This is a genomic window from Streptomyces sp. NPDC048434 (assembly GCF_043200375.1).
Classification (GTDB): Bacteria; Actinomycetota; Actinomycetes; order Streptomycetales; family Streptomycetaceae; genus Streptomyces.
Genome location: NZ_JBICXQ010000055.1, coordinates 1 through 22,730, shown reverse-complemented (window position 1 = coordinate 22,730; position 22,730 = coordinate 1). Strand labels below are relative to the sequence as shown.

At 67.7% G+C, this 22,730-nt stretch carries 19 protein-coding genes and 6 pseudogenes; 11 read left to right on the top strand and 14 right to left on the bottom strand.

The window, feature by feature from the left end:
- Nucleotides 1–842 precede the first annotated feature (842 nt).
- The 3 genes from katG (at nt 843) to ACGFWI_RS37795 (ending at nt 6,044) form a co-directional block, all read left to right on the top strand.
- On the top strand, nt 843–3,038 hold the full coding sequence (katG, locus tag ACGFWI_RS37805; RefSeq protein WP_393910605.1) for a catalase/peroxidase HPI: 2,196 nt from the start codon (nt 843–845) through the stop codon (nt 3,036–3,038).
- A 1,453-nt stretch (nt 3,039–4,491) separates the two neighbouring features.
- Nucleotides 4,492–4,812 (top strand): hypothetical protein, encoded by a 321-nt coding sequence (locus ACGFWI_RS37800; protein WP_393910604.1) that lies wholly within the window; start codon nt 4,492–4,494, stop codon nt 4,810–4,812.
- Between the two features lie 533 nt (nt 4,813–5,345).
- Complete coding sequence (locus tag ACGFWI_RS37795; RefSeq protein ID WP_393910603.1) at nt 5,346–6,044, top strand: DUF4232 domain-containing protein; 699 nt, start codon at nt 5,346–5,348, stop codon at nt 6,042–6,044.
- A 445-nt stretch (nt 6,045–6,489) separates the two neighbouring features.
- Here ACGFWI_RS37795 and ACGFWI_RS37790 read toward each other — a convergent pair whose 3' ends face one another.
- Complete coding sequence (locus tag ACGFWI_RS37790; protein ID WP_393910602.1) at nt 6,490–7,305, bottom strand: SDR family NAD(P)-dependent oxidoreductase; 816 nt, start codon at nt 7,303–7,305, stop codon at nt 6,490–6,492.
- A 379-nt stretch (nt 7,306–7,684) separates the two neighbouring features.
- Here ACGFWI_RS37790 and ACGFWI_RS37785 point away from each other — a divergent pair.
- The 3 genes and pseudogenes from ACGFWI_RS37785 to ACGFWI_RS37775 all read left to right on the top strand — a co-directional run.
- Nucleotides 7,685–7,831 (top strand): annotated as a pseudogene (locus ACGFWI_RS37785) (GNAT family N-acetyltransferase); the annotation flags it as partial.
- Between the two features lie 389 nt (nt 7,832–8,220).
- Entirely contained in the window at nt 8,221–9,054 is an 834-nt protein-coding gene (locus ACGFWI_RS37780; RefSeq protein ID WP_393910601.1) for a PIG-L family deacetylase, read from the top strand.
- A gap of 566 nt (nt 9,055–9,620) precedes the next feature.
- Nucleotides 9,621–9,937: pseudogene (locus ACGFWI_RS37775) on the top strand (IS5/IS1182 family transposase); the annotation flags it as partial.
- 21 nt (nt 9,938–9,958) lie between these two features.
- Here ACGFWI_RS37775 and ACGFWI_RS37770 read toward each other — a convergent pair.
- Entirely contained in the window at nt 9,959–10,558 is a 600-nt protein-coding gene (locus tag ACGFWI_RS37770) for a YdcF family protein (protein ID WP_393910600.1), read from the bottom strand.
- A gap of 185 nt (nt 10,559–10,743) precedes the next feature.
- Here ACGFWI_RS37770 and ACGFWI_RS37765 point away from each other — a divergent pair, with 185 nt between their 5' ends.
- Complete coding sequence (locus ACGFWI_RS37765) at nt 10,744–11,592, top strand: IS5 family transposase (RefSeq protein ID WP_393910599.1); 849 nt, start codon at nt 10,744–10,746, stop codon at nt 11,590–11,592.
- Entirely contained in the window at nt 11,589–11,921 is a 333-nt protein-coding gene (locus ACGFWI_RS37760) for a hypothetical protein (RefSeq protein ID WP_393910598.1), read from the top strand. The genes ACGFWI_RS37765 and ACGFWI_RS37760 overlap by 4 nt, the downstream gene beginning before the upstream one ends.
- Before the next feature lie 170 nt (nt 11,922–12,091).
- On the opposite strand, the gene ACGFWI_RS37755 is transcribed toward ACGFWI_RS37760, so the two are convergent.
- Complete coding sequence (locus ACGFWI_RS37755) at nt 12,092–13,180, bottom strand: alcohol dehydrogenase catalytic domain-containing protein (protein ID WP_393910597.1); 1,089 nt, start codon at nt 13,178–13,180, stop codon at nt 12,092–12,094.
- A 101-nt stretch (nt 13,181–13,281) separates the two neighbouring features.
- Here ACGFWI_RS37755 and ACGFWI_RS37750 point away from each other — a divergent pair, with 101 nt between their 5' ends.
- Nucleotides 13,282–14,175: a LysR family transcriptional regulator gene (locus ACGFWI_RS37750; RefSeq protein WP_393910596.1), complete on the top strand. Its 894-nt coding sequence runs from the start codon at nt 13,282–13,284 to the stop codon at nt 14,173–14,175.
- 15 nt (nt 14,176–14,190) lie between these two features.
- On the opposite strand, the pseudogene ACGFWI_RS37745 reads toward ACGFWI_RS37750, so the two are convergent.
- The 9 genes and pseudogenes from ACGFWI_RS37745 to ACGFWI_RS37705 form a co-directional block, all read right to left on the bottom strand.
- Nucleotides 14,191–14,289 (bottom strand): annotated as a pseudogene (locus ACGFWI_RS37745) (IS5/IS1182 family transposase); the annotation flags it as partial.
- Nucleotides 14,290–14,328: 39 nt separating this feature from the next.
- Nucleotides 14,329–14,637 carry a hypothetical protein gene (locus ACGFWI_RS37740; RefSeq protein ID WP_393910595.1) on the bottom strand — a complete coding sequence of 103 codons (309 nt, stop codon included), beginning with the start codon at nt 14,635–14,637 and terminating at the stop codon, nt 14,329–14,331.
- A 360-nt stretch (nt 14,638–14,997) separates the two neighbouring features.
- Nucleotides 14,998–15,231 (bottom strand): annotated as a pseudogene (locus ACGFWI_RS37735) (transporter); the annotation flags it as partial.
- A 342-nt stretch (nt 15,232–15,573) separates the two neighbouring features.
- Nucleotides 15,574–15,813 carry a hypothetical protein gene (locus ACGFWI_RS37730; RefSeq protein WP_393910594.1) on the bottom strand — a complete coding sequence of 80 codons (240 nt, stop codon included), beginning with the start codon at nt 15,811–15,813 and terminating at the stop codon, nt 15,574–15,576.
- Nucleotides 15,814–15,869: 56 nt separating this feature from the next.
- Nucleotides 15,870–17,009 carry an anion permease gene (locus tag ACGFWI_RS37725; RefSeq protein WP_393910593.1) on the bottom strand — a complete coding sequence of 380 codons (1,140 nt, stop codon included), beginning with the start codon at nt 17,007–17,009 and terminating at the stop codon, nt 15,870–15,872.
- A 136-nt stretch (nt 17,010–17,145) separates the two neighbouring features.
- Nucleotides 17,146–17,361, bottom strand: a pseudogene (locus ACGFWI_RS37720) (transposase); the annotation flags it as partial.
- Nucleotides 17,362–17,755: 394 nt separating this feature from the next.
- Nucleotides 17,756–18,742 (bottom strand): NAD(P)H-dependent flavin oxidoreductase, encoded by a 987-nt coding sequence (locus ACGFWI_RS37715; protein ID WP_393910592.1) that lies wholly within the window; start codon nt 18,740–18,742, stop codon nt 17,756–17,758.
- Nucleotides 18,743–19,090: 348 nt separating this feature from the next.
- Nucleotides 19,091–19,537 carry a cupin domain-containing protein gene (locus ACGFWI_RS37710; RefSeq protein WP_393910591.1) on the bottom strand — a complete coding sequence of 149 codons (447 nt, stop codon included), beginning with the start codon at nt 19,535–19,537 and terminating at the stop codon, nt 19,091–19,093.
- Nucleotides 19,538–19,567: 30 nt separating this feature from the next.
- A complete protein-coding gene (locus tag ACGFWI_RS37705; RefSeq protein ID WP_393910590.1) occupies nt 19,568–20,299 on the bottom strand; it encodes an SDR family oxidoreductase in 732 nt (243 codons plus the stop codon).
- A gap of 231 nt (nt 20,300–20,530) precedes the next feature.
- Between ACGFWI_RS37705 and ACGFWI_RS37700 the strand changes: the two genes are divergently transcribed.
- A complete protein-coding gene (locus ACGFWI_RS37700; RefSeq protein WP_393910589.1) occupies nt 20,531–20,851 on the top strand; it encodes a hypothetical protein in 321 nt (106 codons plus the stop codon).
- Nucleotides 20,852–20,952: 101 nt separating this feature from the next.
- Here ACGFWI_RS37700 and ACGFWI_RS37695 read toward each other — a convergent pair whose 3' ends face one another.
- Together ACGFWI_RS37695 and ACGFWI_RS37690 are read right to left on the bottom strand one after the other, a co-directional pair.
- Complete coding sequence (locus ACGFWI_RS37695) at nt 20,953–21,261, bottom strand: pyridoxamine 5'-phosphate oxidase family protein (protein ID WP_393910588.1); 309 nt, start codon at nt 21,259–21,261, stop codon at nt 20,953–20,955.
- Nucleotides 21,262–21,309: 48 nt separating this feature from the next.
- Nucleotides 21,310–21,748 (bottom strand): annotated as a pseudogene (locus ACGFWI_RS37690) (transposase); the annotation flags it as partial.
- A 336-nt stretch (nt 21,749–22,084) separates the two neighbouring features.
- On the opposite strand from ACGFWI_RS37690, the gene ACGFWI_RS37685 reads away from it, so the two are divergent.
- Nucleotides 22,085–22,483: a hypothetical protein gene (locus ACGFWI_RS37685; protein WP_393910587.1), complete on the top strand. Its 399-nt coding sequence runs from the start codon at nt 22,085–22,087 to the stop codon at nt 22,481–22,483.
- The last annotated feature ends 247 nt before the right edge of the window (nt 22,484–22,730 follow it).

The following is a 22,730-nucleotide window of genomic DNA, read 5'->3' as shown; positions in this document are numbered from 1 at the left end:
CTTCACCGTGGACACCGGCCGCCGACCAGCCCGAGTATTCCGAAGCCCGCGCACACCAGCCCCATGACCTGCAACTTCAGGATGCACACCACTCATTGGGGCCAGCCGTTCATAGGGCGCCTTCACGGTTCTGACCGCCCCGGCCGTGTGGCAGCCCTCGACACGCCGTCCGCCCGGCCCCGCGCGGGTGAGGCCACCCTCGGCGTGGCGAAAGCGATGCGGCCCGAGAAGTATTCCACCTGGTCAGACAAGCCCGTGCGCGGTTGATCACCGCGTCGTCGAAGCGGTGGCGCACCCACCCAAGGAGTCCGAGCGCGGCAGCGCCGGTCAGCAGCGCGTCCCCGACCGTCATCCCCGCTTGTTGCGCGCACCGCCGCTACGCGTAGCCCCGGTAGCCGAACACCGTCTTGCAGAACCAGACGGTGGCCACAGGAAGTCCGACCTCCGCGCGTATTCCCACGCCGGTACGCACCACGTCCGGTACAGCGCCCTTGCGCAGCAGCGTCAGGGAGTGGTGCGCCGGCGACGGTTCCGCTATGCCGGCCGGATCGTCTTTGGACTTCGAGTCTTACGCGGTGATGCTCTGCGTGTTCTCGTGGCAGTGCGGTCTGCGGTGCGCGACCATACGGACGCCGACCCAGGCTCGATCATCGGCGTCGTGCATGAGGGAAGTTTCTCGCTGGCCGCCGGCCCGCGTTGACTGCCGCGGGTCTGGTCAGGCGTTTCCAGTCGGCGGGCGCTATGGCGCGCTACGAGCGCGGGGCGCAGTGCTCGACACCAGCAAAGCAACCGACGGCAAGAGCAAGTAGCCAGCAGAAGGAAACACCGAGACAGGAAGAAGGATGGACGTGTCCGGCAGCGAAAGCGAGAACCCGGTAATCCCCTCCCCGGCTCCCACGCCGACTCGGCCCCGGTCGAACCGGGACTGGTGGCCGAATCAGCTGGACCTTCAGGTTCTCCACCAGCACTCATCCCGGTCCAATCCGATGGACGAAGACTTCACCTACGCACAAGAGTTCGCAACCCTTGATCTCGACGCGCTGAAGCAGGACGTCTTCGAGGTGATGACGACCTCTCAGGAATGGTGGCCTGCCGACTACGGTCACTACGGGCCGCTCTTCATCCGGATGAGTTGGCATGCCGCAGGAACGTACCGCATCGCCGATGGCCGAGGCGGTGGCGGCGCAGGCGCTCAGCGCTTTGCCCCCCTCAACAGTTGGCCGGACAACGTCAGCCTCGACAAGGCACGCCGTTTGCTCTGGCCGGTCAAGCAGAAGTACGGCCGGAAAATCTCCTGGGCCGATCTTCTGGTCTTCGCCGGAAACTGTGCCATGGAATCGATGGGGTTCAAGACGCTCGGGTTCGGCTTCGGGCGAGAGGACATCTGGGAACCCGAGGAAATCTTCTGGGGCCCCGAGGACACCTGGCTCGGAGACGAGCGCTACAGCGGCGACAGGGATCTCGCCACTCCGTTCGGTGCCGTGCAGATGGGGTTGATCTACGTCAATCCGGAGGGGCCCAACGGCAACCCGGATCCGATGGCTGCGGCCAGGGACGTCCGCGAGACATTCGGACGGATGGCGATGAATGACGAAGAGACGGCTGCGCTCATCGTCGGCGGCCATACGTTCGGAAAGTGTCATGGCGCGGTCGATCCCTCGTACATCGGCCCGGAACCCGAGGCGGGTCCCCTCGAGCAGCAGGGCCTCGGCTGGCGGAACACCCATGGCAGCGGCAAGGGCGCCGACACGCTCACCAGTGGACTCGAGGGCGCATGGACCTCGTCGCCGACGAAGTGGGACAGCGGGTATCTGGACAACCTGTTCCGGTACGACTGGGAGCTGACGACGAGCCCGGCCGGTGCGAAGCAGTGGACTCCCACGAACCCCTCGGCCAAGGACACTGTGCCCGACGCTCACGATCCGTCGAAGAGGCATGCTCCCATGATGCTGACGACGGACCTCGCGCTGAAGCTGGATCCGGTCTACGGGCCGATCGTGAAGAGCTTCCACGAGAACCCGGACACGCTCGCGGTGGCGTTCGCCAAAGCCTGGTACAAGCTGCTGCACCGCGACATGGGGCCCCTCTCGCGCTACCTCGGCCCGTGGATTCCCGAGTCGCAGCTGTGGCAGGACCCCGTCCCTGAGGTCGATCACGAACTGATCGCGGATGACGACATCGCTGCCCTCAAGGGCAGGATCCTCGCCTCGGGACTGTCCGTCTCGCAGCTGGTCACCGCCGCTTGGGCATCGGCGGCAAGCTTCCGCGGCACCGATAAGCGTGGCGGGGCCAACGGGGCCCGGATTCGCCTCGCGCCGCAAAGGGACTGGGAGGTCAACGACCTGCCTGAGGTCGCCGAGGTGTTGCAGACCCTCGAACAGATCCAGCAGGATTTCAACGGCTCGCAGACCGGCGGAAGGAAAGTGTCCCTCGCCGACCTGATCGTCCTGGGCGGATGCGCGGCCGTGGAGCAGGCTGCGAAGAACGCCGGGCACGACATCACCGTCCCGTTCGCACCGGGACGCACGGACGCCTCGCAGGAACAGACCGACGTGGAGTCGTTCGCCGTGCTCGAACCCAAGGCAGACGGGTTTCGCAACTACCTCCGGGCGGGAGAGAAGCTCTCACCGGAGACGCTCCTGCTGGACCGCGCCAACCTGCTGACGCTGACCGCTCCCGAGATGGCGGTGCTGGTCGGCGGTATGCGCGCCCTGAACACCGGCTTCGGGGGATGCCCGCATGGCCTCTTCACCCATCGGCCGGAGACATTGAGCAACGACTTCTTCGCCAACCTGCTCGACATGGGCACGGAGTGGAAGGCGTCGGCCTCAGATGAGAACGTATTCGAAGGCCGGGATCGCGCCACGGGCGAGGCCAAGTGGACCGCCACCGCCGTCGACCTCATCTTCGGTTCGCACTCTCAGCTCCGAGCTGTCTCGGAGGTCTACGCGTCCGCGGACGCGGGAGAGAAGTTCGTGCGTGACTTCGTGGCAGCTTGGGACAAGGTGATGAACCTCGATCGGTTCGACCTGTCCTGAGCCCGATGTCCGGGTCGGCCACTCATCGGCCGCCCGGACATCCAAGGGATCAGGTCAGGGCGGTGACGAGCGATCCGTGAGGGCTCCGTCCACCAGCACTTGGACAGCTGCGCCGCAACTCCGTCTGCTGGTGGTTCGGAGCTCATATGGGTGCGGTCGACGAGCAGCCGTCCGTCGCGTCCCGCGTCCCAGGCGCGTGCCGGCCCCCGGGGTGATTGGGTGCCGGGTGCGGGGATGTAAGGCGGGTTGCTGACGAGCACGTCGAAGGAACAGCCGCCGACCACGTGGCGCCGCTCCCGCCGCGAGGGCCTCGCCCGCCCCGGTATTCCTGCAGGGCTGCCGGACGAACTGTCCCCCGACCCAGTTCTAGAACACCTGCCTTTATGTGGCGAAGCGAGGATGCACGTGCCCGAGGCCGTGGACACTCGCCTGGAGACCATGCGGGTCATGGTGAGCCCAACGAGTGACACAACGACGCCTTGCGATTCCCGCGTGAGCAACCGTGCTTGACGACTGAAGCGAGGGCGCGTTGCCTGATCATGGGAGGGCTGCCCTTGACCGCTTCATATGTCTTTCCCGCCTACACGCAAGCAAGTCACCTCACTACGAAAATCATGGAGGTCACCGGCGGGATCCCTGCCGTGCGCCGCGATACTTGTCGAGCGAGTTCATGACGGTCGTCCCTAGTTCTTACCAACGGCGCTGTGCGGTGGGCCGGAGGGAGCCAGCGGTGAGGAAAATGCGCATGCCCAGCGTCGATGCGCTACCAAACGGCCCTTTACGGGCATTCGTGGAGGAACTCTGGCGGCATTACGTGGACGCAGGACGACCGAGTCTTCGGGACATCGCAACAGCTGTCACCGCGAGAGGCGCTGTACAGAGCGTGGAGCAAAGCCCATCGGGCTGCCCGCATCGATAAACAGCAGCACGCCAATGTCAAAGCGTCTGGGGCTGTCACGTCGTCGTAACTACGCAGCGGATTCAACTTGGTTGGACAGACGACTGTTCGTCACAGCATCCGCTGCCGTTGCCCTTGCTGCGCTTGGCCTTCCCGACGCCGAGGCCGTGGCCCGCCGCGCGAACCGACCCGGGGCCGGACCCGGTCGGAAGCGGTCGGGTCGCTGGTGGAGTTCACCGACATCGATTACGTCGAACTGGACTACTGATACGAGCGGGGTTTCTCGGGTGAAAGCTCTACCAGGGTGAGCCGATGCACGATAGCTGTCACCAAGGCAGGCTGTTGTCACCAGGACTTCCGGACGGGGCGCGCGGAGCTGGAAGCTGTGCCAGAACCCGTGATCTGTGGCGTTCTGTGACAGCGGACCAGTCGGTAGAGCTCGTGCGCCTCCCGGCAGTCGCCTGAAACTCATCAGATTCTCGCTTCCGCAACCCACTTCGATGCCCTTGGCGTCCAACTCCATGACGGACGGCTGCCGATCATCCGGGAGAGCATGTGGCGAACAAGGACCAGAGGACGGACGCGTCGGGGGAGAAGGACCGCGAAAAGTGGATGGCGCGTTTCCAAGTACGGCTGGCCCTGCAGCCGGGCGTGGACCGGGCAGTCGTGCTCCAGGCGGTCAAGGATGTCACGGCGCACTGCGCGGATACGGGAGAGCACCCGCGGACTGCCTTCGGCGACCCGGACGCCTGTGCCGTGCAGGCCGCAGCGCGGCTGGTGCCGGCGGACCGGGCGGCGCGCGCGAGGCGGCACGACGCCGTGGTGAACAGACTCGACTCCGTGCTGAAGAGGGCCGGGGACGTCGCCGGTCTGTGACCGGTTGAAGCGACTTCCGTCAGGGCCCGGCGCACGGGTTCTGACGCAGCTTCTATCCGTCGGGGCTGCCGGGCAGCTCAGACGATTGGCGGAGCGCCGGAGTCCGATGACACCGATTGTGTTGTGCGCGCTGCTGGTGACAGACAGCGTGCCGTCCCGGTGGCAAACATCGTGCTTCGCCCGGTCGAAGCCGCAGGTCAGCCGACGCCGCAGGTGACACCTACCGTGCTTCGGCTCAGCTCCCAGGCTCCCAGTGTGACTGAGCGTCGCACTTGGCCAGTTGAGCGCGGGCGGTGCTGCCGGTCGGTGGTGGCCATAGGGGCAGGTGGGACTGTTCGGGCCGCGTGCGGGCGCCAAGATCCACGGTGCGGAACTCCAGGCCGCCCGCGGCTCGGCCTCACCCGTTCGCGCGGTTTGTTTGCGGGACGTGAGTGAGGCGTTTCCGGAACGTCAGTGGCCCCGGGAAAAGTGGTGTCCACACCGCGGGAACGGCCGAAGAAAACTCCCGCACGAAACACAGGGGGAACCTGATCATGCGTACTTCCCGGATTCGTACCGCCACCCTGGCCGCCGTCACCGCCGCGTTGGCGCTGGGCCTGACCGCCTGCGGCGGCGCCGACGGCGGCTCGAAGGCGGCGGGCGGCGACCACGCCGCCGGTACCGCGCAGAGCCGGTCCGCGTCCACCGGGGACGGCAAGGGCGGCGCGGAGCAAGCCAACAGCGGCGGTGACACCAAGGAGGGTGCGCGCTCGACGACCGCCTCGGGCGGGACGGATGAGGGCGCGGGCAAGGGCACAACGGCCGGCGCCCAGCAGTGCCGCGGCGACGAGATGCTGCTCACCGCCGTGCACCGGTTCGCCGGGCAGCAGGGCGACCACCTGCTGGTCACCGCGTCGAACAAGGGCACCAAGCCGTGCTGGGTGACCTCGTACCCGTCCGTGAAGCTCGGCGGCGACGTCGACGTTGCCGCACTGCCGCACTCGAAGAAGGACACCCCCGGTGGCGGCAAGCACCTCACGCTCCAGCCCGGCGGCAAGGCGTACAGCGCGGTGAACCTCTTCGACTACGGCTCGAAGAACCACACGGCGCAGTCGTTCGCCCTCGCGCTGCGCGGCGCGGACGGTCACAACGGCCCCTTCTATTCCGTCGACATCAAGGGCGAGAAGCCGCAGTTCAGCTGGAACGAGGCCGACGTGCTGAACTGGAGCACCAAGAAGCCGTACGGCTTCTGACGGCCCGTCGGCCAGTGGCGCGTCGTCCCGGACGCGCCGCACCGCGCGCCCCGTACTTCGCCGGCACGGCCTCGGTGCCGGCGATCGTGTCCGGCTGGTCGTGGGAGGTGACGCCGAGCCTCCCGACCGTGCGCGTCATGCGTGCCGTGGCTAACGGTGGGTACGGCTTCGGACTCGCCGTGCCGGGCGCCTCCCTCGCCTGGGACACCAGCGGCTCGTCCTGGGGCAGCGCACAAGATCCGCGACCACCTCGATCAGGCCGGGATGCTCGACATCGAGGAGTTCCCGGCCGTCGAGGACGACGTGACTGAGTTGGCCCGAAGCATCATCAGCGAAGTCGAGACGTCGTTCCGGATGTGACCTGGCCGGCCCGCACCCGGGAGGGGTTCATCCGGAGTGGCCCTGAGGGCCGGGCGCGACCGGAACGGGCCTGTCCGGGAGTCCGTTACAGGCGCGGGGTGCGCGCCTCGATCCGGTGGTCGAAGGCGGCACCGCCGACGCCGACCGTGGTCACCCCGCCGTCGACGGTGAGGACGGCCCCGTTGACGTAGGACGCGGCGGGCGACAGCAGCCAGTCGATCGCCTCGGCGACCTCCTCCGGATCACCCGGCCGCCCGGCGGGAGTCAGCCGGTTCGCCTCCTCGTATGCCGCCTCGGCACCGCCCGCCAACCCCGCCTCCGCCGCGAACCGCGCCATCCGCTGGTCGGCCATCTCCGTACGCACCCAGCCCGGGCACACCGTGTTGGCCCGCAGCCCCTGCGACCCGTAGTCGACGGTGAGGGAGCGGCAGAGGTGGAGCAAACCCGCCTTGGACGTCGCATAGGCGGCGTTGCCGACGCTGTTGCGGAGCGCGGCGACCGAGGCGACCGCGACCACCGCGCCGCGGGCCGCCAGCAGATGCGGCAGCGCGGCACGCAGCAGCAGGAACGGGCCGGTGAGGTTGGTCCGCATCAGTTCTTCCCAGTCCTCGACCGCGGTGTCGCCGACTGCGCCGCCCCGCCCGGTTCCGGCGTTGAGCACCACACCGTCGAGTCTCCCGTAGGTCCTCACCGTCGTCTCGACGAGCTCGCGCACGGCCTCGGGGTCGGCGGCGTCGGAAGGGTGGGCCAGCGCTCCGGTCTCCTCGGCAACCCGGCGCAGTGGCTCGGGCCGCCGCCCGGAGATCACGACCTGGTGTCCGGCGGTGCGCAGCAGCCGGGCGGTGGCGGCCCCGATTCCCGTTCCCCCGCCCGTCACCAGGACAACACGCTGTTCCGACATGGTCGTTCGCCTCCGAAGGTGGTCGGCTTCCGGCTCCCCGTACCGCGAGCATACGAAGCGTTGGCACCGCCGGGCCGACCGGGTGCAGCTGCCGTCGGCACCGCGGCTGGGTGCGGGGCGAGGAACGACCGCGGCGAAGGGCAGCGGCAGGCAAAGCGGCGGTTAGTCGGTGGAGCGGTGTGACGGCTGGGGGCAATCGTAGGGTCTCAAATTTCGTGTCGGAATCTCACGGCTGGTGCCGGATGGAAGTCGGATCCGACGTGGCGCTGAGACATGCAGGTGTCCTGTCTCATGCAAGCTGACGGATTCTCATGGCATCTCAGGCGACGTGGCGGATTCTCCATAGATCGCGGCTGAGCTGAGTTTTGTGGTGTGGGCTGTCTCTCGGGCCGTGGCGTCCGCAGCAGTGGCCCATGCTCTCGATGCCGGGTTGCTGCCGCAATGGAGAGCACGGCCCTATCCCTCACAACGTGTGGCTGTAGCTCTGGGGTTCCAGGAACTGGGTACCCAGCTCAGCGTTCGCCTCGGCGACACCCCAGTCGACCGGGCCGATAAGGACGGAGTTTCCACCTCTCCCGCGAAAGCCATGTCGTTTGAGAACAGCGAGCCCGCGGTTCTCAAACGACATGGCAACAGCGCAGGTCAGCATCGTGGCGCCGACTACGCTGCGGCGGGACAGCAGGTCGCGCCTGTACCTCGTTCGCGTGGAAACGCCGACGCCTGGAAGACCAAGCGGCCGCGCCGGGAACAGCCGGTCCGGCGGCACGGTTGCATCGACCGAGGGACCGGCGCCGCACGGGCGGGGAACACGGAGACCACACGGTCATCCGCCCCCACCAGGATCCGGGCCCCAAGATCGCGGTACACCCGCCGCGCACTCGGACCAAGACGTATTTCTGCAGGAGGACTGTTTTCATGACTGACCGGCCCTTGACGCTCATGGCAGTACACGCCCACCCCGACGACGAGGCCACCGGAACCGGAGGGGTCCTCGCGCGGTACGCGGCGGAAGGCATCCGCACGGTTCTCGTGACGTGTACCGACGGCGGTCGCGGTGACGGACCGGGGGGTGTCAAGCCGAGCGATCCCGGGCACGATCCGGCGGCGGTCGCCTTGATGCGCCGTCAAGAACTTGAGGCGAGCTGTGACGTCCTGAAGGTCAGCGATCTGGAGATGCTGGACTATGCCGACTCCGGGATGACGGGCTGGCCAAGCAACGACGCCCCCGGATCCTTCTGGCAGACCCCCGTGCAGGAAGGCGCGGCCCGACTCGCGGAACTCATGCGGCACTACCGACCTGATGTGGTCGTCACCTACGACGAGAACGGCTTCTACGGCCACCCCGACCACATACAGGCCCACCGCATCACGATGGCGGCGCTGGAGATGGCCGCGCTGACACCGAAGGTGTACTGGACCACGATGCCCCGCTCGATGATGCAGCGGTTCGGCGAGATCATGCGCGAGTTTCATGAGGACATGCCGGAGCCGGATCCTGCCGAGGCCGCCGCGATGGCCGAGATCGGCCTCCCCGACGATGAGATCACCACGTGGGTGGATACCACCGCGTTCAGCGGTCAGAAGTTCGACGCGTTGGCCGCGCACGCCAGTCAGGGCGAGAACATCTTCTTCCTCAAGATGGGCAAGGAGAGGTTCGGCGAGTTGATGGGCATGGAGACCTTCGTACGTGTCCAGGACGCCACCGGCGCGGCCGTACCCGAGAACGATCTCTTCGCCGGACTGCGCTGATCCGCCCACCCGCCCGTCTGGCCAGGAAAGCGCATTGACCGCACGGTGCGATCGAGCGGGTCACACACCCGGAGGCTTGTCCACGCGAGTTCCGCTCCGGCGGCCCGCGTCCAAGCCCTCGCCGACGGCTTCGACGTGTGCCCGCACTCTGACCCGACACCGTGCTCGTTCCCAAACCACCTGGCAACCGCACAGGTGGGAGACCTGGGGCTGCTGACTCGGAAGGTGCGCGAAAGCCCAGGTCACAAGCCCGGCGGTCTGCTCCGATCAAGACAGACCGCCGGGGAAGCGACACGAAGCTGAGACTCCACTGTCCGACACGCTGTGAGGCAACGGAAGAAGCAACAGGTCACGAGGGCGGTCTCCGACACCAACCGCGAGACCGTACAGCAATTCAGCCGGCCAGCCGAAGGGGCGGACGGGCCTCGGGAGCGGGGCATCCTCACACCCGTCCGCCCCGGGACGGGGTCCCAGTCGCACACCTACGCTGAAACAAAGGAGTACGGCGCGCGACCGGGGCCCTTGGCGCGCCGGTCCTCCGTGCACAACCGCACTCGTGCGCTGCCCCTGCTCGGGGTAGGCGCTGCTACCTCCGCGCCACCCGCCGACCAGACGTGGTGCTGGCCGACCGCGGCTGCGACCACGACAAGTACCGACGCCTGGTCTGGGATCTCGGCGCGAAACCGCTGATCGCCCGCCGGGCACCGAACACGGCTCCGGACTCGGCACTCAACGCTGGGTCGTGGAGCGCGCCGTCGCCCACCTGTACTGGTTCCGCCGTCTGCGGATCCGCTGGGAGATCCGCGACGACATCCACGAAGCCTTCCTCACCCTCGGTTGCGCACTCATCTGCTGGCGCCGGCTCATGAATCACCGTTTCTGAGGCCGACGCGAGAGGGGCTGTTTACAGCGAGACCTTCCGTTCTTCGGCCTTGAGGCCGCGGAGTGTCCAAAGCCCGTACAGAGCCAGCAGCGGTTTACCAACCGTCCACTCGCCAGGGCGGTAGTCGTACGCTCGCACGAGCCTCTCAGCAAGATCAGGGCGCTGCCGGCGCAAGTACGCACGGGCCTTGAGCGCGTGAGCTGGTTGGGAGGCGATCTTGATGCGGTCGACATCCTCAAGCAGCGGGATCACGTTCGTGATGTTCTCCCATGTCGTCGCGCTCTGGTCTTCGAGAAGCACCGGGCCGTCGAACCCAAGCACCGACTTCGCGTAGTCAGCCATCAGCTGAGCCTCCGCAGCTCCGTTGCTGGTCGCACCACCGCTGAAGATCACGCGAGTGCCTCGTGCACCGTCAGCGGCAATGGAGCGGATTCCAGCACGAACTCGCCAGCGGTTGATGAAGTTCGCCGTCGATTCTGGGTTCCGGTAGCCCAACACGACCACGGCTTCGGATGCGCCCACGCTGCTCCGCACGAGGGCTCGAGACCAGCGCCAGTTCAACCACTCGCCCCAGGCCAGGACCGCAGCCCCAGCTATCGCCAGTCCTGTCCTTCGTCGCATGCGGCGACTCTAGGGCACCGCGGCATCGGCAGCGAAGGCACCAGCCCGCCCTACGGAGGACGCATTCTGTTAGGAACTTCTTAGAGGGCGGTTCGTGACTCTTTAGGTGGTTCTGTGGTCGTCTGATGGTGTGGGTGTGGGCGGAAATCGCTGGTCGGCCGCCTGCGGTCTGTTGGGGTGGTGGGGTGAGTGAACGCAAGCCGTATCCGAGTGACTTATCGGACGAGCAGTGGTCGTTGATCGAGCCGGTGATCACCGCGTGGAAGGCCCGGCACCGTTCCGTCAGTGGCCATCAGGGCGCCTACGCGATGCGGGAGATCGTCAACGCGATCCTCTATCAGGGGCGAACCGGCTGCCAGTGGGCCTATCTCCCGCACGATCTTCCCCAGAAGAGTGCGACGTACTACTACTTCGCCGCCTGGCGGGACGAGGGAACCGACCAGGTCATCCATGAACTCCTGCGCTGCCAGGTACGTGAGCGGGCCCGCCGATTAGAGGACCCGACGCTGGTGGTGCTGGACACCCAGAATGTCCACGCGGCCGCCGGGGTCCCCGCCGCCACGACCGGCCGGGACCCGGCCAAGCGGGTGCCCGGCCGCAAACGCGGACTGGCCGTGGACGTCCTCGGCCTGGTCATCGCGGTCGTCGTCCTCGCCGCGAACACGCACGACAACACCGCGGGCATCGTCCTGCTGGACCAGGTCGCCGAACACGCCGGCGACACCGTCCGCAAGGCGCTGGTTGACCAGGGCTTCAAGAACCAAGTGGTCCTGCACGGCGCCAACCTGGGCATCGACGTCGAGATCGTCGAACGCAACCCTCAGGACAAGGGGTTCGTGCCGCAGCCAAAGCGGTGGAGGGTCGAGCAGACCTACGGGATCTTGATACTGCACCGGCGTCTGGTCCGCGACTACGAGCACCGCCCTTCGTCGTCCGCCTCCCGCGTCTATTGGTCGATGTCGCACGTCATGATCCGCCGCCTCACCGGCGCGAACGCTCCCACCTGGCGCGAACCGCAGGCGGTACCCGTATGAACCTCCAGCCCCTGCTCGACGCGCTGGACATCCAGGAGAACGCCGCCCGGGCCCAGGCCAACGACCTCCGCACACAGATCGGCGACCTGCAGACCCGGCTGCGGGAGGCCGAGACGCACCTCGAGCACCTCGCGATCACCCGGAAGACTGTCACGGGCCTTGCCGACCGACTTCCGGCCGTCCCACCGGACCTGCCCGAGCACCCTGACTACCCTCGCATCCTCGCCGTCTTCAACGAGGCGACCGGACCACAGGGGGCCAAGACATCTGCGAAGCCCTCGACCACAACCTGCTGCCGAAGAATATTGAAGGCACCCGAGCCAAGTTGAAACGCCTGGTCAAACTCGGCATCCTCACCGAGGTCGACACTGGCAGCTTCGCCAGGAACCAGTAACCGGCCGAGCCCCGATTGGCTTCGTTCACGTCAAACAGCAGCAGTATGGCCACCTGTGCTCGTAAGAATGGCGGTCGTGCGGGTGGTGGGGATCAGTGGGCCTTGTCAGCCAGCCCATGGGGTGAGGCTGGTGCGGTCGAACGGGCCACCGTGCGCGGCTGCGTACGTGATGGCGTCGTTGACGGCCTCGAGGCCGTACGACCGGACTCGTTCGGGGGCGAGATCCAGAGTGCCCGAGGCGAGGAGCCGGATGATGCCGACATTGGCTGTGCGCGGGTACATCCACTGCCCGCGCACGGTAATCGAGTTGCGCATGATCCATGGGTACGGGAGTGCGAGGTCGTCGCCACCGAGCATGCCGACGCCGCCCATGAGGACGACGCGGCCGTACTCGCGGACGGTCATGGCCGCCGCGCGCGACGCCGAGCTGGGTGCGCTCGGCGGGAGCAGGTCGATCACCATGTCGATCGGACCGTCGGCCGCCGCGGACATCGCCGCGTGGTCGGTGGCCTCGTCTCCGGTCAGCGGGACCGGGCGCAGACGCGGACCGAACCGGTCGGCGAGGAGGTCGAGCGCGGCCTGGTTGCGGCCCGGGGCGACCACGCGGCCCGCTCCCATCGCGAGCGCGACCGCGACCGCGCTGCTGCCGAGATTGCCGGTGGCTCCGCTGACGAGCAGCGTCTCGCCGGCTGAGAACCCGCCTGCCAGCAGCCCGCCGTAGGAGATGGCGTGCACGGTGAGTGCGGCCCAGCGGGCCGGATCGTCCCCTGCCACGGTGGGCAGCGGGAAGACGTTCTCCGTCGGGACCCGCATGAGCTCGGCGAACGCGCCGTCGTGCATGTACTCGGCGAGCCGCGCGCCGCCCTCGCCGCGCGAACTCCAGCCCTGGAGCGTGATGTCGGGCGTCAGGGCGTCGTCCCGCGAGCGCACCGTCGAGTCGCACCACACCAGGTCGCCGACCCGCAGCCGGGTGGCGTCAGGGCCGACGTGGACGATCCGCCCCACCGCGCCAACACCGGGCACGACAGGAGGGACAAGGGGGTACTTCCGCTTGCCACCGAAGACTTCGGCCGCGTAGGGCGCCACGCCGGCGGCGAGGACCTCGACCACCACCTCACCGCCCCCGGCCTCTGGGTCGGGCACCTCCCGCACCGTGAGCGGCCCGCCGAACTGCGTCAGAACTGCTGCTCGCACGTGATGACCTCCGTGTTCGTCCGTGCTCGTGGGATCGACACTAGGAGCTCGGTGGGCATGCGGGAAGCGATGATCTGGCATTCGTGGTATGCGTATGCCGCATGGACATCTCCAGCACGGGACTGCGGGTCCTGCGGCAGATCGCTGAGTCCGGCAGCTTCACCGCGGCAGCTGCCCGACTCGGCTACACGCAGTCGGCCGTCTCACGCCAGGCCGCAGCCCTCGAACGCAGCGTGGGCACCACCCTGTTCGAACGCCGCCCAGACGGGGTACGGCTCACCCCCTCCGGCTTGACCCTGCTGCAGCACGCCCACACGGTCCTGGCCTCGCTCGCAGCGGCCGAGCGTGAGCTCACTGGCACCGTCCCGCGGACCGAACTGGTGCGGCTCGGGGTGCTCCTGAGCGCGGGCGCGGCGATCCTGCCCGTCGCACTCGCACACCTCGCGGCGGCCGACCCGCAGATCACGGTCACCACCCGCGAGGGCACCACGCCCACTCTGATCCGGGCGCTGCGCGCGGGCTCGCTCGACCTCGCCGTGCTGACGTCCCGCCCACCCCACCGGCCCTTCGACGGCGACTCGCCGCGCCTGCACGTCGAGACTGTCGCGGACACCGAACTGGTCGTGGCGGTGCCGACGACCGGAGAGTTCGCCGGACGCACCACGGTGCACGTCGACGAGCTGGTCGACGCCGCGTGGATCGCCACCCCGTCATCGAGCTCTGAGCCGCTGCTCGGCGTCTGGCCCGGCCTGCCCGGACGGCCTCGCGTCATCCACTCCGCGCGCGACTGGCTGACGAAGCTCCAGCTGGTCGCCGGCGGCTTCGGTGTGACGACGGTGCCGTCCCGGCTCTCACCGGTGCTGCCGCCCGGGGTGAGCCTGCTGCGCGTCGACGGCGCACCCCCCGAGATCCGCCGGGTGCTCGTGGCGCGTCTCCCCGGCCACCCCGCCCCGGCGATCAGGGCCGTCACCCGAGCGATCACTTCGACCTCCTGAACCGCCGCCAAGGCCGCGCACGATCGCGACCACTTTGCCGAACTGCCGCGGGCTCAGCCCGGTGAACGGGGCTGTCCGGGACGGCTCCGACGCCGTGATCGCACCAGCCTCCACAAGAACAGCTCATCTGTGACCAGCAGTTACGGATACGCCTTACTCCACCGCATACAGCAGGTTGTACTCAGCACCATCGGCCCTGAAATGCAGACTGCGCTCACCAGGCGTATCCGTGATCCACTGCTCCCCGAGCGTGCCATCCCCGACTGTTCCGCCGACCTCCCCGAGAGAGACGGCAATCGTTCCCGTGAAGTCGCAGTCGTACTTGACGGTGTACATCCGGTTTCCCAGTACCGTCCCATTCCACACGGTGCCACGATTCTGGACAACAAGCCTCGGCTCGTCGAAGCCGCTCCAGCCCTCAGTCGTGACGCACTTGAGCTTCTCCAGATAGAGCTTGGCCATACCGTCCCCTGTGAAGGATCCTTCTCGACACTTCACATCCTGCCGAGCCTCAATAAACGATCACTAAACGAATGAACGCGGTATTCGCCGCCAGGGCGACACCCCGCCTGGGGAGGGCGGGGCATCGCTGTAGCCCTCGTCAGAGCAGACAGTGCGCCCCGGCACCACGAGCCCCAAGGCTGACCAGCCACGCCAATAACGCCGGTGATACCAGCAGTTGCAGGCGGTAGCCCGCCCCGAACCTGGAGGCCGCGGCGGCCCAGCGTCACGCACTACCACCGCCCTCTACTGACAGCACGTCGAGAGGCAACACCACGACGACGCTCAAATAACTCCCGCGGCCCACCTGGCCCAGAGCCGCTACGCCGCGGCGTAGCTGAGGCGCAACAGATCCTGGGCGCGTTCCAGGTCTCGCTCCGTGCGCAGCTGCAGCTCCAGTTCGCCCGTGCCGTGGTGGCCGAGCCCTGTCACGTCCCGGGTGAAGCCGAAGCCGGGAATGAGATCGACCCCCTTCGGATCAGCCTTGAGGTGGACGAGGAACTTGGTCTGCTGTGGCGGACAGACGCACGCGAAGTTCCGCAACCACTGATCAGCCGCTGTGCACGGTCAGGGAGTGGCCGCGACACGACCCGGCGCAGATACCCCTTCCAGTCTCTCCTCGTTCACCCACGGACGCCCATGCAGCCCCACAGCCCGGCAGTCCTGGTGCGCGACGCAGGAGCCATCCGCCACTGGGCCTTGACCTGCGCAGATGCGGATATGCGATGCCCTGACTTTCCCAAGCACCTTCTCGTAGCAGGTGAGTCGCGTGCCCAGCAGCGCTCCGACACTGCTCAGTTCTTCAGTCCGCCTCCGACACCTGCTAGCGCTGCCACTTCCCGGGTCCGGTGTGCGGGGCACCTCGTGCAGCGGGGGAGTGAGGTGGCAGGAGCGGGTTCAGACGGGAACGATCAGATAGATCCCGTAGGCGGCGACCGCGAGGCAGGCGGCGAAGCACAGCACGGCCGTGACAGCTGCCACCTTCTGGTGCCGGTCTGGAGGCGTGTCGGGGGCGGGCTCCCCGTGTCCGGCGCGGGCCCACGTGGCCAGGCCGAGCGAGAACATCACGACGACCACCACGGTGATCCCGAGGCTGACTCCGAAGACCCCGGCCAGAGTGCCCCAGTCGATGTCCATCCCGTTCCTCCTGCCTCGGCCTCTGCCTCTGCGACGGCCCGCTCGGTCGGGCCGGCTCAGGAGGCCGACTTGACAGCGGGCTTCGCCGCGCTTGCCGGTACCTCATTGACATTCTCCGGGCTCACGGGGCGGCGGCGCGAGAGCACGTAGAAAGCTGCCGCGGCGGCCAGGGCGACACCCGCCACCAGGGCCACCCCCGCATCGCCCCGATCAGCCACCCACGCTGCCACGCCTCCCACGGCGGCCGCGGACGGCAGTGTCAGCAACCAGGACACCGCGATCCGCCCTGCGACGCCCCAGCGCACGTGTGCCAGCCTGCGGCCCAGCCCCGCGCCGAGGATGCTGCCCGTGCACACCTGGGTGGTCGACAGCGCGAAGCCCATGTGCGACGAAGCGAGAATCACCGCGGTCGCGCTGCTCTCGGCGGCGAAGCCCTGCGGGGCCTGAATGTCGGTGAGTCCCTTGCCCATGGTCCGGATGATCCGCCAGCCGCCCGCGTACGTGCCCAGGGAGATCGCCAGGCCCGCGCTCAGCACCACCCACCAGGGCGGCCCCGCGCCATGGCTGAGCACCCCGCTCGAGATGAGCGCCAGGGTGATGACCCCCATCGTCTTCTGGGCGTCATTGGTGCCGTGCGCCAGCGCTACCAAGGACGCCGACCCGATCTGTCCCGCACGGAAGCCTTTCCCGACGGCGCGCGCCGGGGTCCTCCGGGTGATCATGTAGGCGAGGTAGGTGGCCAGAAGCGCCACCACGCAGGCCACCACCGGCGAGGCCACCGCAGGGATCAGGATCTTCTCGATGATCGCGCCGAAGCGCACCGCGGAACCCCCAGCCCCCACCCACACCGCGCCGATCAGCCCGCCGAACAGGGCGTGGGACGAGCTGGAGGGCAGTCCGAGGAGCCAGGTAACCAGATTCCACAGGATCGCCCCGATCAGCCCGGCGAAGATCATCACCAGGGACACTTCGCTGTCTTGGACTATGCCGCCCGAGATCGTTTTGGCTACCTCCGTGGAGAGGAAGGCTCCGCCCAGATTGAGCAGGCCCGCGACGGCGACGGCGACCCGGGGGCTCAGCGCCCCGGTGGCGATGGAGGTGGCCATCGAGTTGGCGGTGTCGTGGAACCCGTTGGTGAAGTCGAAGGCCAGGGCGGTGAGGATCACGGCCACGAGCAGGAAGGAGACAGATGCCATCCCGGTCCTCCACGTCGAGGGCGGTCGGGCCACGCGGGCCTGCCGAGCCATGTGGGTGAACCGCCGGTCTCTTCCCACGCTAAGTGCCGCTCCGGATCGCCGCCAATGCGACGGCGCGGGCCGGTCGCTGGCGGCCACGCCGATGGGCTGTGGCTCCCGACGGACCGAACGAGGCAGACGGCAGCTGCTTCCACGTGCATCCCGAGGTCGCGGCGCACACGATCGCAGCCAGCACCTCCCGGTCACCGTGCCGACGCCGGCTCCCGCCTTGTGGACGAATCGGTGCCTCCGGCGCCACCCGCTCGCACAGTCCCCACAGCTCATCCGGCACCAGCCGCTCAACAATCCCCACGCCAGGAACCTATCGAACATGCCAGTTAAGATGGCCTGTTAGGGGGAGTGCTGCCCCACCCTGGGGTCCTTCGTGTTGGTCATGGGAACTCATGTGTCAACAGCGTGTGATACCACCGGAGTTGAGTATCCCTCCGCTGCGCGGGCGATTTTCGACCTTTGGGAGAAGACTCATTCGGTTCCTCCAAAAGGAAGCCGTCTTCTTGCGGACTGCCTGATTGGCATCCGCCTGGCCTGGACCTGGGGATCAGTCCCGCCGCCTTCGCCGCTCACGAACTGGCCCTGGAGCCACAGGGCGCGGGCAGGTCCGGCCGGCTACCGCCTCTACGACAACAACGCCGTCGCACACCTGGACCTTGTGCGAACCCTGCGCGAGCTGGGACTGAACACCTCGCTCAGCTCAGCAGCGATCGAGGCCTCGAGGCGAGGATTGCCTCGGCGTCGTCACTGATCGTCCGGACCACGTCCGCAGCGGGGCGGATGGCATCGACGAAGAACGCCGACTGACCGTAGAGGACCGAGCTCGTGTCGGGGTCGGGTGGGGCGTCGACGGGGTTAGAGGCTTTCGAGGGCGCGCCTTCCGCTGTGCGGTCGCGCAGCGTCGCCTCACGCTCTGACCACTCATCGGTGAACCGATTGCGGCGGACGCGTTCGCCGATGGTTGCCGGCCACGGCAGTCCCGAGACGATGTCGTAGGTCCGTGTCCATACGGTGTCGCTGCCATCGCTCTCGACGATCAGGCGTTTGTGGGCATCGTGCACCTCGACCGCTTCGGGCGTGGCGAGAAACGCCGTGCCCAACCAGGCGCCGTCCGCACCGGCGGTGAGGGCCGCCGCGAGTGTGCGACCGTCGCCGATGCCCCCGGCGGCGAGCACCGGAACATCGGGATAGCGCTTCACGATTCCGGCGAGGAAGGGCAGGAGGCCCATCGTCCCGGTGTGGCCACCGGCCTCGGTGCCCTGCGCCACGAGAACATCGGCACCCGCTGCGACGGCCGCCTCCGCGTCGCCGTAGTTCTGAACCTGGCACATCACCCGGGCTCCCGTGTCCTTGGCGCGAGCAAGCCACGGCTGGGGGTCGGCGAACGACAGCGCGATGATCTCTGGTCGCTCCTCCAGCGCGGCGTCGAAAAGCGGCTCGGTGAAGGGGAGGAACGGCGTGATGAAGCCGACTCCGAACGGGCGGTCCGTCGTGGCGCGGATGGTTGCCATCTCCGCACGGATCCACTCGGGTCCTTTCCATGGATGCGTGCCCCCGAAGGAGCCGAGCCCGCCGGCCGCGGAAACCGCGGCGGCGAGCGTCCCACCACTGTGCAAAGCCATGGGAGCTGCCATCACCGGGTACGTGATGCCGAACATTTCGGTGAATCTCGTCTGCAACATGGGCCGACGCTAGCGAACACAGCCAACCCAACCCACCCGCAACGCGGCGGGCGGTCAGCCCTGTTCCCGACGCTCGCTGATACGCCTTGCTCCTTTGAGAACCGGATCGAGTGCGGCGACAAGTAGCTGCGCCGAGCCAGGAGCGCAAGTTCTTGCACAGGTATGCCGTCCCTTGCTCATCGTCGTGGACGTCGGGCCCGGCAGCAATTCCTGGCCATGCCGGCCACGCCAGTCGGTCAGGGCCGGGGCATTTCCGATCGTGCGGGCCGTGCGCAGGCCGCTGACCATGGCATCAAGGTCGCGGCTCTCGGAGCGTCCATCGGTTCAGTACCGGCTGTCAGTGGCGGGTCAAGTGCCCGGACGGGGAGCTCGTAGGTGCCGGCGCTGGGCCAACTCTTCGTCGTCGACCAGAGTGAGCATGGGCTGACCGGGTGCGCACATCATGGTGACGAGGAAGCGGCTCCGGGAGTCCGTCCGGTTGTTTCCGTCCTGGTAGTGGATGACATCGCCGCCCGGCTCCCAGAATGTCTCCCCGGCCTTGATCACCCGCTCCGGCTCACCTTCCAGCTCGAAGAGCATCTCCCCCTCGAGCATGTAGCCGAAGGCAGGTCCCGAGTGCCGGTGCGGAGGGGTGCCGGGATCGCCGGGAGGGAACTCGACGAGCACCGTCATCGCCTCCGCCTCCTCCGGAACGAACGGCGGTTTCGCCGACTGCAGCACGGTGAGCGCCGTCTTCCATGCTTCCGAGCGCGGTTGACTCTCGGCGCTGCCTGCCGTCTGTTCGTTGTTCGACATGGCGAGGTCTCCAGTGGTGGGCCGGCCGGGTCAGGTGAGCCAGTCGGTGTAGTGGGTGGGGGCGATGCGTGCGTCGCCCTTGGTGGTGAGCACATCGCCGTCGACGGCGGCGAACATGCCGGCGGTGTCGTCGGTGACGACCGTGCGGCCGTCGGGCCGGGCGTTCAGGGTGATCCGGCCGAGTTCGTCGAGGGGATGGACGTCGGGCCCGCCGACGTCGAGGGTTCCGTTCAGAGGGGTCCCCGCGGCGACTTCGGCGACGGTGTCGGAGACGTCCTTTGCGGCGATCGGCTGGAGTGGGGTGGTGGGCAGGCGGACGGTGTCGCCCTCGGTGGTCCAGGACATGAAGGCGTCGATGAACTCCATGAACTGGGTGGCGTGGACGATCGAATAGGGAATCGGCCCGGCCTTGAGGATGTCTTCCTGCAAGACCTTGGCGCGGTAATAGGCGAGGTCGGGCACCTGGTCCGCGCCGACGATCGAGAGGATGACGAAGTGCCCCACCCCGGCCTTGTGGCCGGCGGCCAGGAGGTTGTCCATCGAGGTCTGGAAGAAGGCGGGAGAGGCGTCGTCGAAGGTCGGCGAATTCGTCAGATTGACGATGCCGTCTACTCCGGTCACCGCCTCCTCCACGCCCTGGCCGGTGATCACATCGACACCTGTGGCCGGCGAGTGTGGCACGGCCTCGTGACCGGCGGCGTTCAGCTTCTTCACGACCTGCGACCCGATCAGACCGGTACCGCCAATGACTGCGAACTTCATAGGTCACCTTTCGTCGCGCACCGATAGGTCATGCGTCCAGATTGCGGCGATGCAGTGCACGGCGCACGCTGGGCCGTGCACTGCTGGCATGCTGGTGGCGCTGCGTGCTTACGGCATCGCTGATGGCACTTGACGCAAGGGCCATCGGGAACGCTGGTGGTTGCTGCGACGCCCTTCCATGATCGAAGAGACGACGCCTAATACCGCAACGGTGTTTGTGCTGATGGATGGGTGTTCAGTTCCCGGTTCCAGGTCTTGATCGCTTCGGAGGCTAGGAGCAGGGCGATAGGGGTGCCGGCCAGCGCCTGCAGGGGCTCGCGCATCGCGGACCTGGGAGGCCAGTTCGATGAACTGGTCGAGGCCCACGTCCAGCCCGTAGGAAGCATGCAGGCGCTGGGCAAGACGGTCGTGGTGCTCGGGCTTGTAGTCGCCATCGGTGAAGACCTCGGCGCTGATGGTCGGTTCGTCGTCTCCCGTGGACAGGGGCACGCCGATGAGGTGGCCGTCGATACGGAAGGTTCTCCAACTGCGGGTGAGGGTGCGAGGGGCTGACCTTCACAGCACCACACCAGGCGCTCACCGGGAGCGGCTGCCGCCGTGTTCCACCGCGTGCCGGAGGATGCACTGCTGCCACTGCGCCAGTGCCAGCCTGGTCAGGTCACCTCCAGTGCCGCCACCACAGCAGTTGAGCCAGAACCCCACTTCAGGAGGCACCACTGTCTGGCATTGTGCCCAAGGTTTCGCGCCTTGCGCTCCTGACTACCCGTGGTAAAGCACATGCCACCCAGACTCCAAGCCGCCAGCAACGGCGTCACGTGCGGTCGCCCGTCAGGCCGCATGGTAGAAAGCCAGAACACCTCCGCCTCACCGAGGACCGCCAACGCCGACGCCCACGGCGTCGCTTGCGGGCCTGGAGACGAGAACGGCCCCAGCACAGCATCATCCGGTTCACTGTCCAACATGTCACGTCCTTGGCCAATGAGGCATGGTGGCGACATGGCCGCCACGGTCTTGCCGTCCTTCTTGTGGCGGGCGGGGCGGGTGTAGGCCTCGCCAGTGACGAGGACGCGACCGACCTCGTGCCGGGGCGCGCGCCGATCGACGGTTCTTCGAAGCAGGCGGGCGTCCGGGAACTGGCCGGATCGGTTTCGGCGCACGCGCTGGTGTCGGGGTCTGTGCCTGACGGTTCCTGAACCCCCTCCGGCACCAGAGCTGGCGTCGGCCTGTTCGACTCGGCCCGGTTCTCCCAGGGAAGGCGGAGGTCGACGGCAAGAGGGCGGGCGAGGCGGAGTTGGGAGCGGGCCGCGATCACCAGCCATGTCCAACGATCCGCCGCCTGCGTGCTCAGCAGTCGGGGCTTGGTCCGGCCCAGAGTCTGTGTGAACAGGCGGAATGTGTGCTCGACGTCGAAACGCCGCAGGAAGGGCTGCCGCAGCGATCGACGCCCTCGGAGCTCGCCCCGGTGCCCCCGGTGTCCTTCCCGTAGAGGCGGGTGTCGGTAAGGGTTATTCCGAGGTCGACAGCCTGTCAGGCCCCTTGCAGCAAGGGCTTGTTACTCGCTCCGATCGCTTCTGAGCCGCTACTTCGGTTTGATGTGGGATCAGCATGGTCGGCGGGTTTTGTGGTGGATTCGTAACGTTGCCGGGCGTGATGCAACGGGTGGGGCCGCCGGCTCATCTGGGTAGTCAGCGAGGCGCATCGGGCGCCTTCGTTAAGGGGGTGGGTCTCGCCATGTGGGGGAGACCCACGGGAGGGAAGTCCATGACCAGGACAAAGAAGACCGGGATGAAGGCGCGGGGCGGCCGTGTGGCCGCGATCGGTGCGCTGGGTCTGGCGTCGGTGGCTCTGGCCGCCGGGCCTGCGTTCGCCAAGGGCAGTGTGGACATTACGGCGCCGCACACGGCACAGGTCGGCAAGACCATCACGGTCAAGGCGCACGGCGGCGACGACAGCGCCGGCTACCTGCATCAGCTGTGCCTGGAGGAGAACGGCTTCGGCGAAGGGTGGCACCAGGAGAACTGCAGCGCCGCGGTCAAGGGCGACGCGCGGGTCACTGCACACGGCACGTCCGCGCGTCGCGGCAACCTGCAATTCCGCGCGGTGCTGTACGGCCTGACCAGCACGCACGACCACCATCCCGTGCGTTTGAACGCCTCTGACGTGGTGACGGTGCACGTTCGCTGATTCCAGGCGCGGCCGCAAACACTGCCCGCAGCTGCGCGGTTCAGTTCCTGATTGCCATGAGATACAGAGCTGGGCGGGATCAGGGTGCGCGGCAGGCATGTCCGTCCTGGTGCCCTGGTGACGCGCCGGTGGCCCCCACCCCCGGGGGGGGCCCCCCCTAACCCGCCGGACCGGGGGGGGTGCCCCGGTGGGGGGGGCGCGGCGGGGGGGAGGTGGACCACCGCTGGGGGGGCCGGGGCGTATTACA

Coding starts and splice junctions, on each gene's coding strand:
- ACGFWI_RS37725 (WP_393910593.1), bottom strand. CDS start 17,009: ATGGCATCTGTCTCCTTCCTGCTCGTGGCCGTGATCCTCACCGCCCTG.
- ACGFWI_RS37750 (WP_393910596.1), top strand. CDS start 13,282: ATGGACATCTCCAGCACGGGACTGCGGGTCCTGCGGCAGATCGCTGAG.
- ACGFWI_RS37715 (WP_393910592.1), bottom strand. CDS start 18,742: ATGTTGCAGACGAGATTCACCGAAATGTTCGGCATCACGTACCCGGTG.
- ACGFWI_RS37770 (WP_393910600.1), bottom strand. CDS start 10,558: ATGCGACGAAGGACAGGACTGGCGATAGCTGGGGCTGCGGTCCTGGCC.
- ACGFWI_RS37705 (WP_393910590.1), bottom strand. CDS start 20,299: ATGAAGTTCGCAGTCATTGGCGGTACCGGTCTGATCGGGTCGCAGGTC.
- ACGFWI_RS37710 (WP_393910591.1), bottom strand. CDS start 19,537: ATGTCGAACAACGAACAGACGGCAGGCAGCGCCGAGAGTCAACCGCGC.
- ACGFWI_RS37730 (WP_393910594.1), bottom strand. CDS start 15,813: ATGGACATCGACTGGGGCACTCTGGCCGGGGTCTTCGGAGTCAGCCTC.
- ACGFWI_RS37780 (WP_393910601.1), top strand. CDS start 8,221: ATGACTGACCGGCCCTTGACGCTCATGGCAGTACACGCCCACCCCGAC.
- ACGFWI_RS37760 (WP_393910598.1), top strand. CDS start 11,589: ATGAACCTCCAGCCCCTGCTCGACGCGCTGGACATCCAGGAGAACGCC.
- ACGFWI_RS37795 (WP_393910603.1), top strand. CDS start 5,346: ATGCGTACTTCCCGGATTCGTACCGCCACCCTGGCCGCCGTCACCGCC.
- ACGFWI_RS37685 (WP_393910587.1), top strand. CDS start 22,085: ATGAAGGCGCGGGGCGGCCGTGTGGCCGCGATCGGTGCGCTGGGTCTG.
- ACGFWI_RS37695 (WP_393910588.1), bottom strand. CDS start 21,261: ATGTTGGACAGTGAACCGGATGATGCTGTGCTGGGGCCGTTCTCGTCT.
- ACGFWI_RS37790 (WP_393910602.1), bottom strand. CDS start 7,305: ATGTCGGAACAGCGTGTTGTCCTGGTGACGGGCGGGGGAACGGGAATC.
- ACGFWI_RS37740 (WP_393910595.1), bottom strand. CDS start 14,637: ATGGCCAAGCTCTATCTGGAGAAGCTCAAGTGCGTCACGACTGAGGGC.
- katG (WP_393910605.1), top strand. CDS start 843: ATGGACGTGTCCGGCAGCGAAAGCGAGAACCCGGTAATCCCCTCCCCG.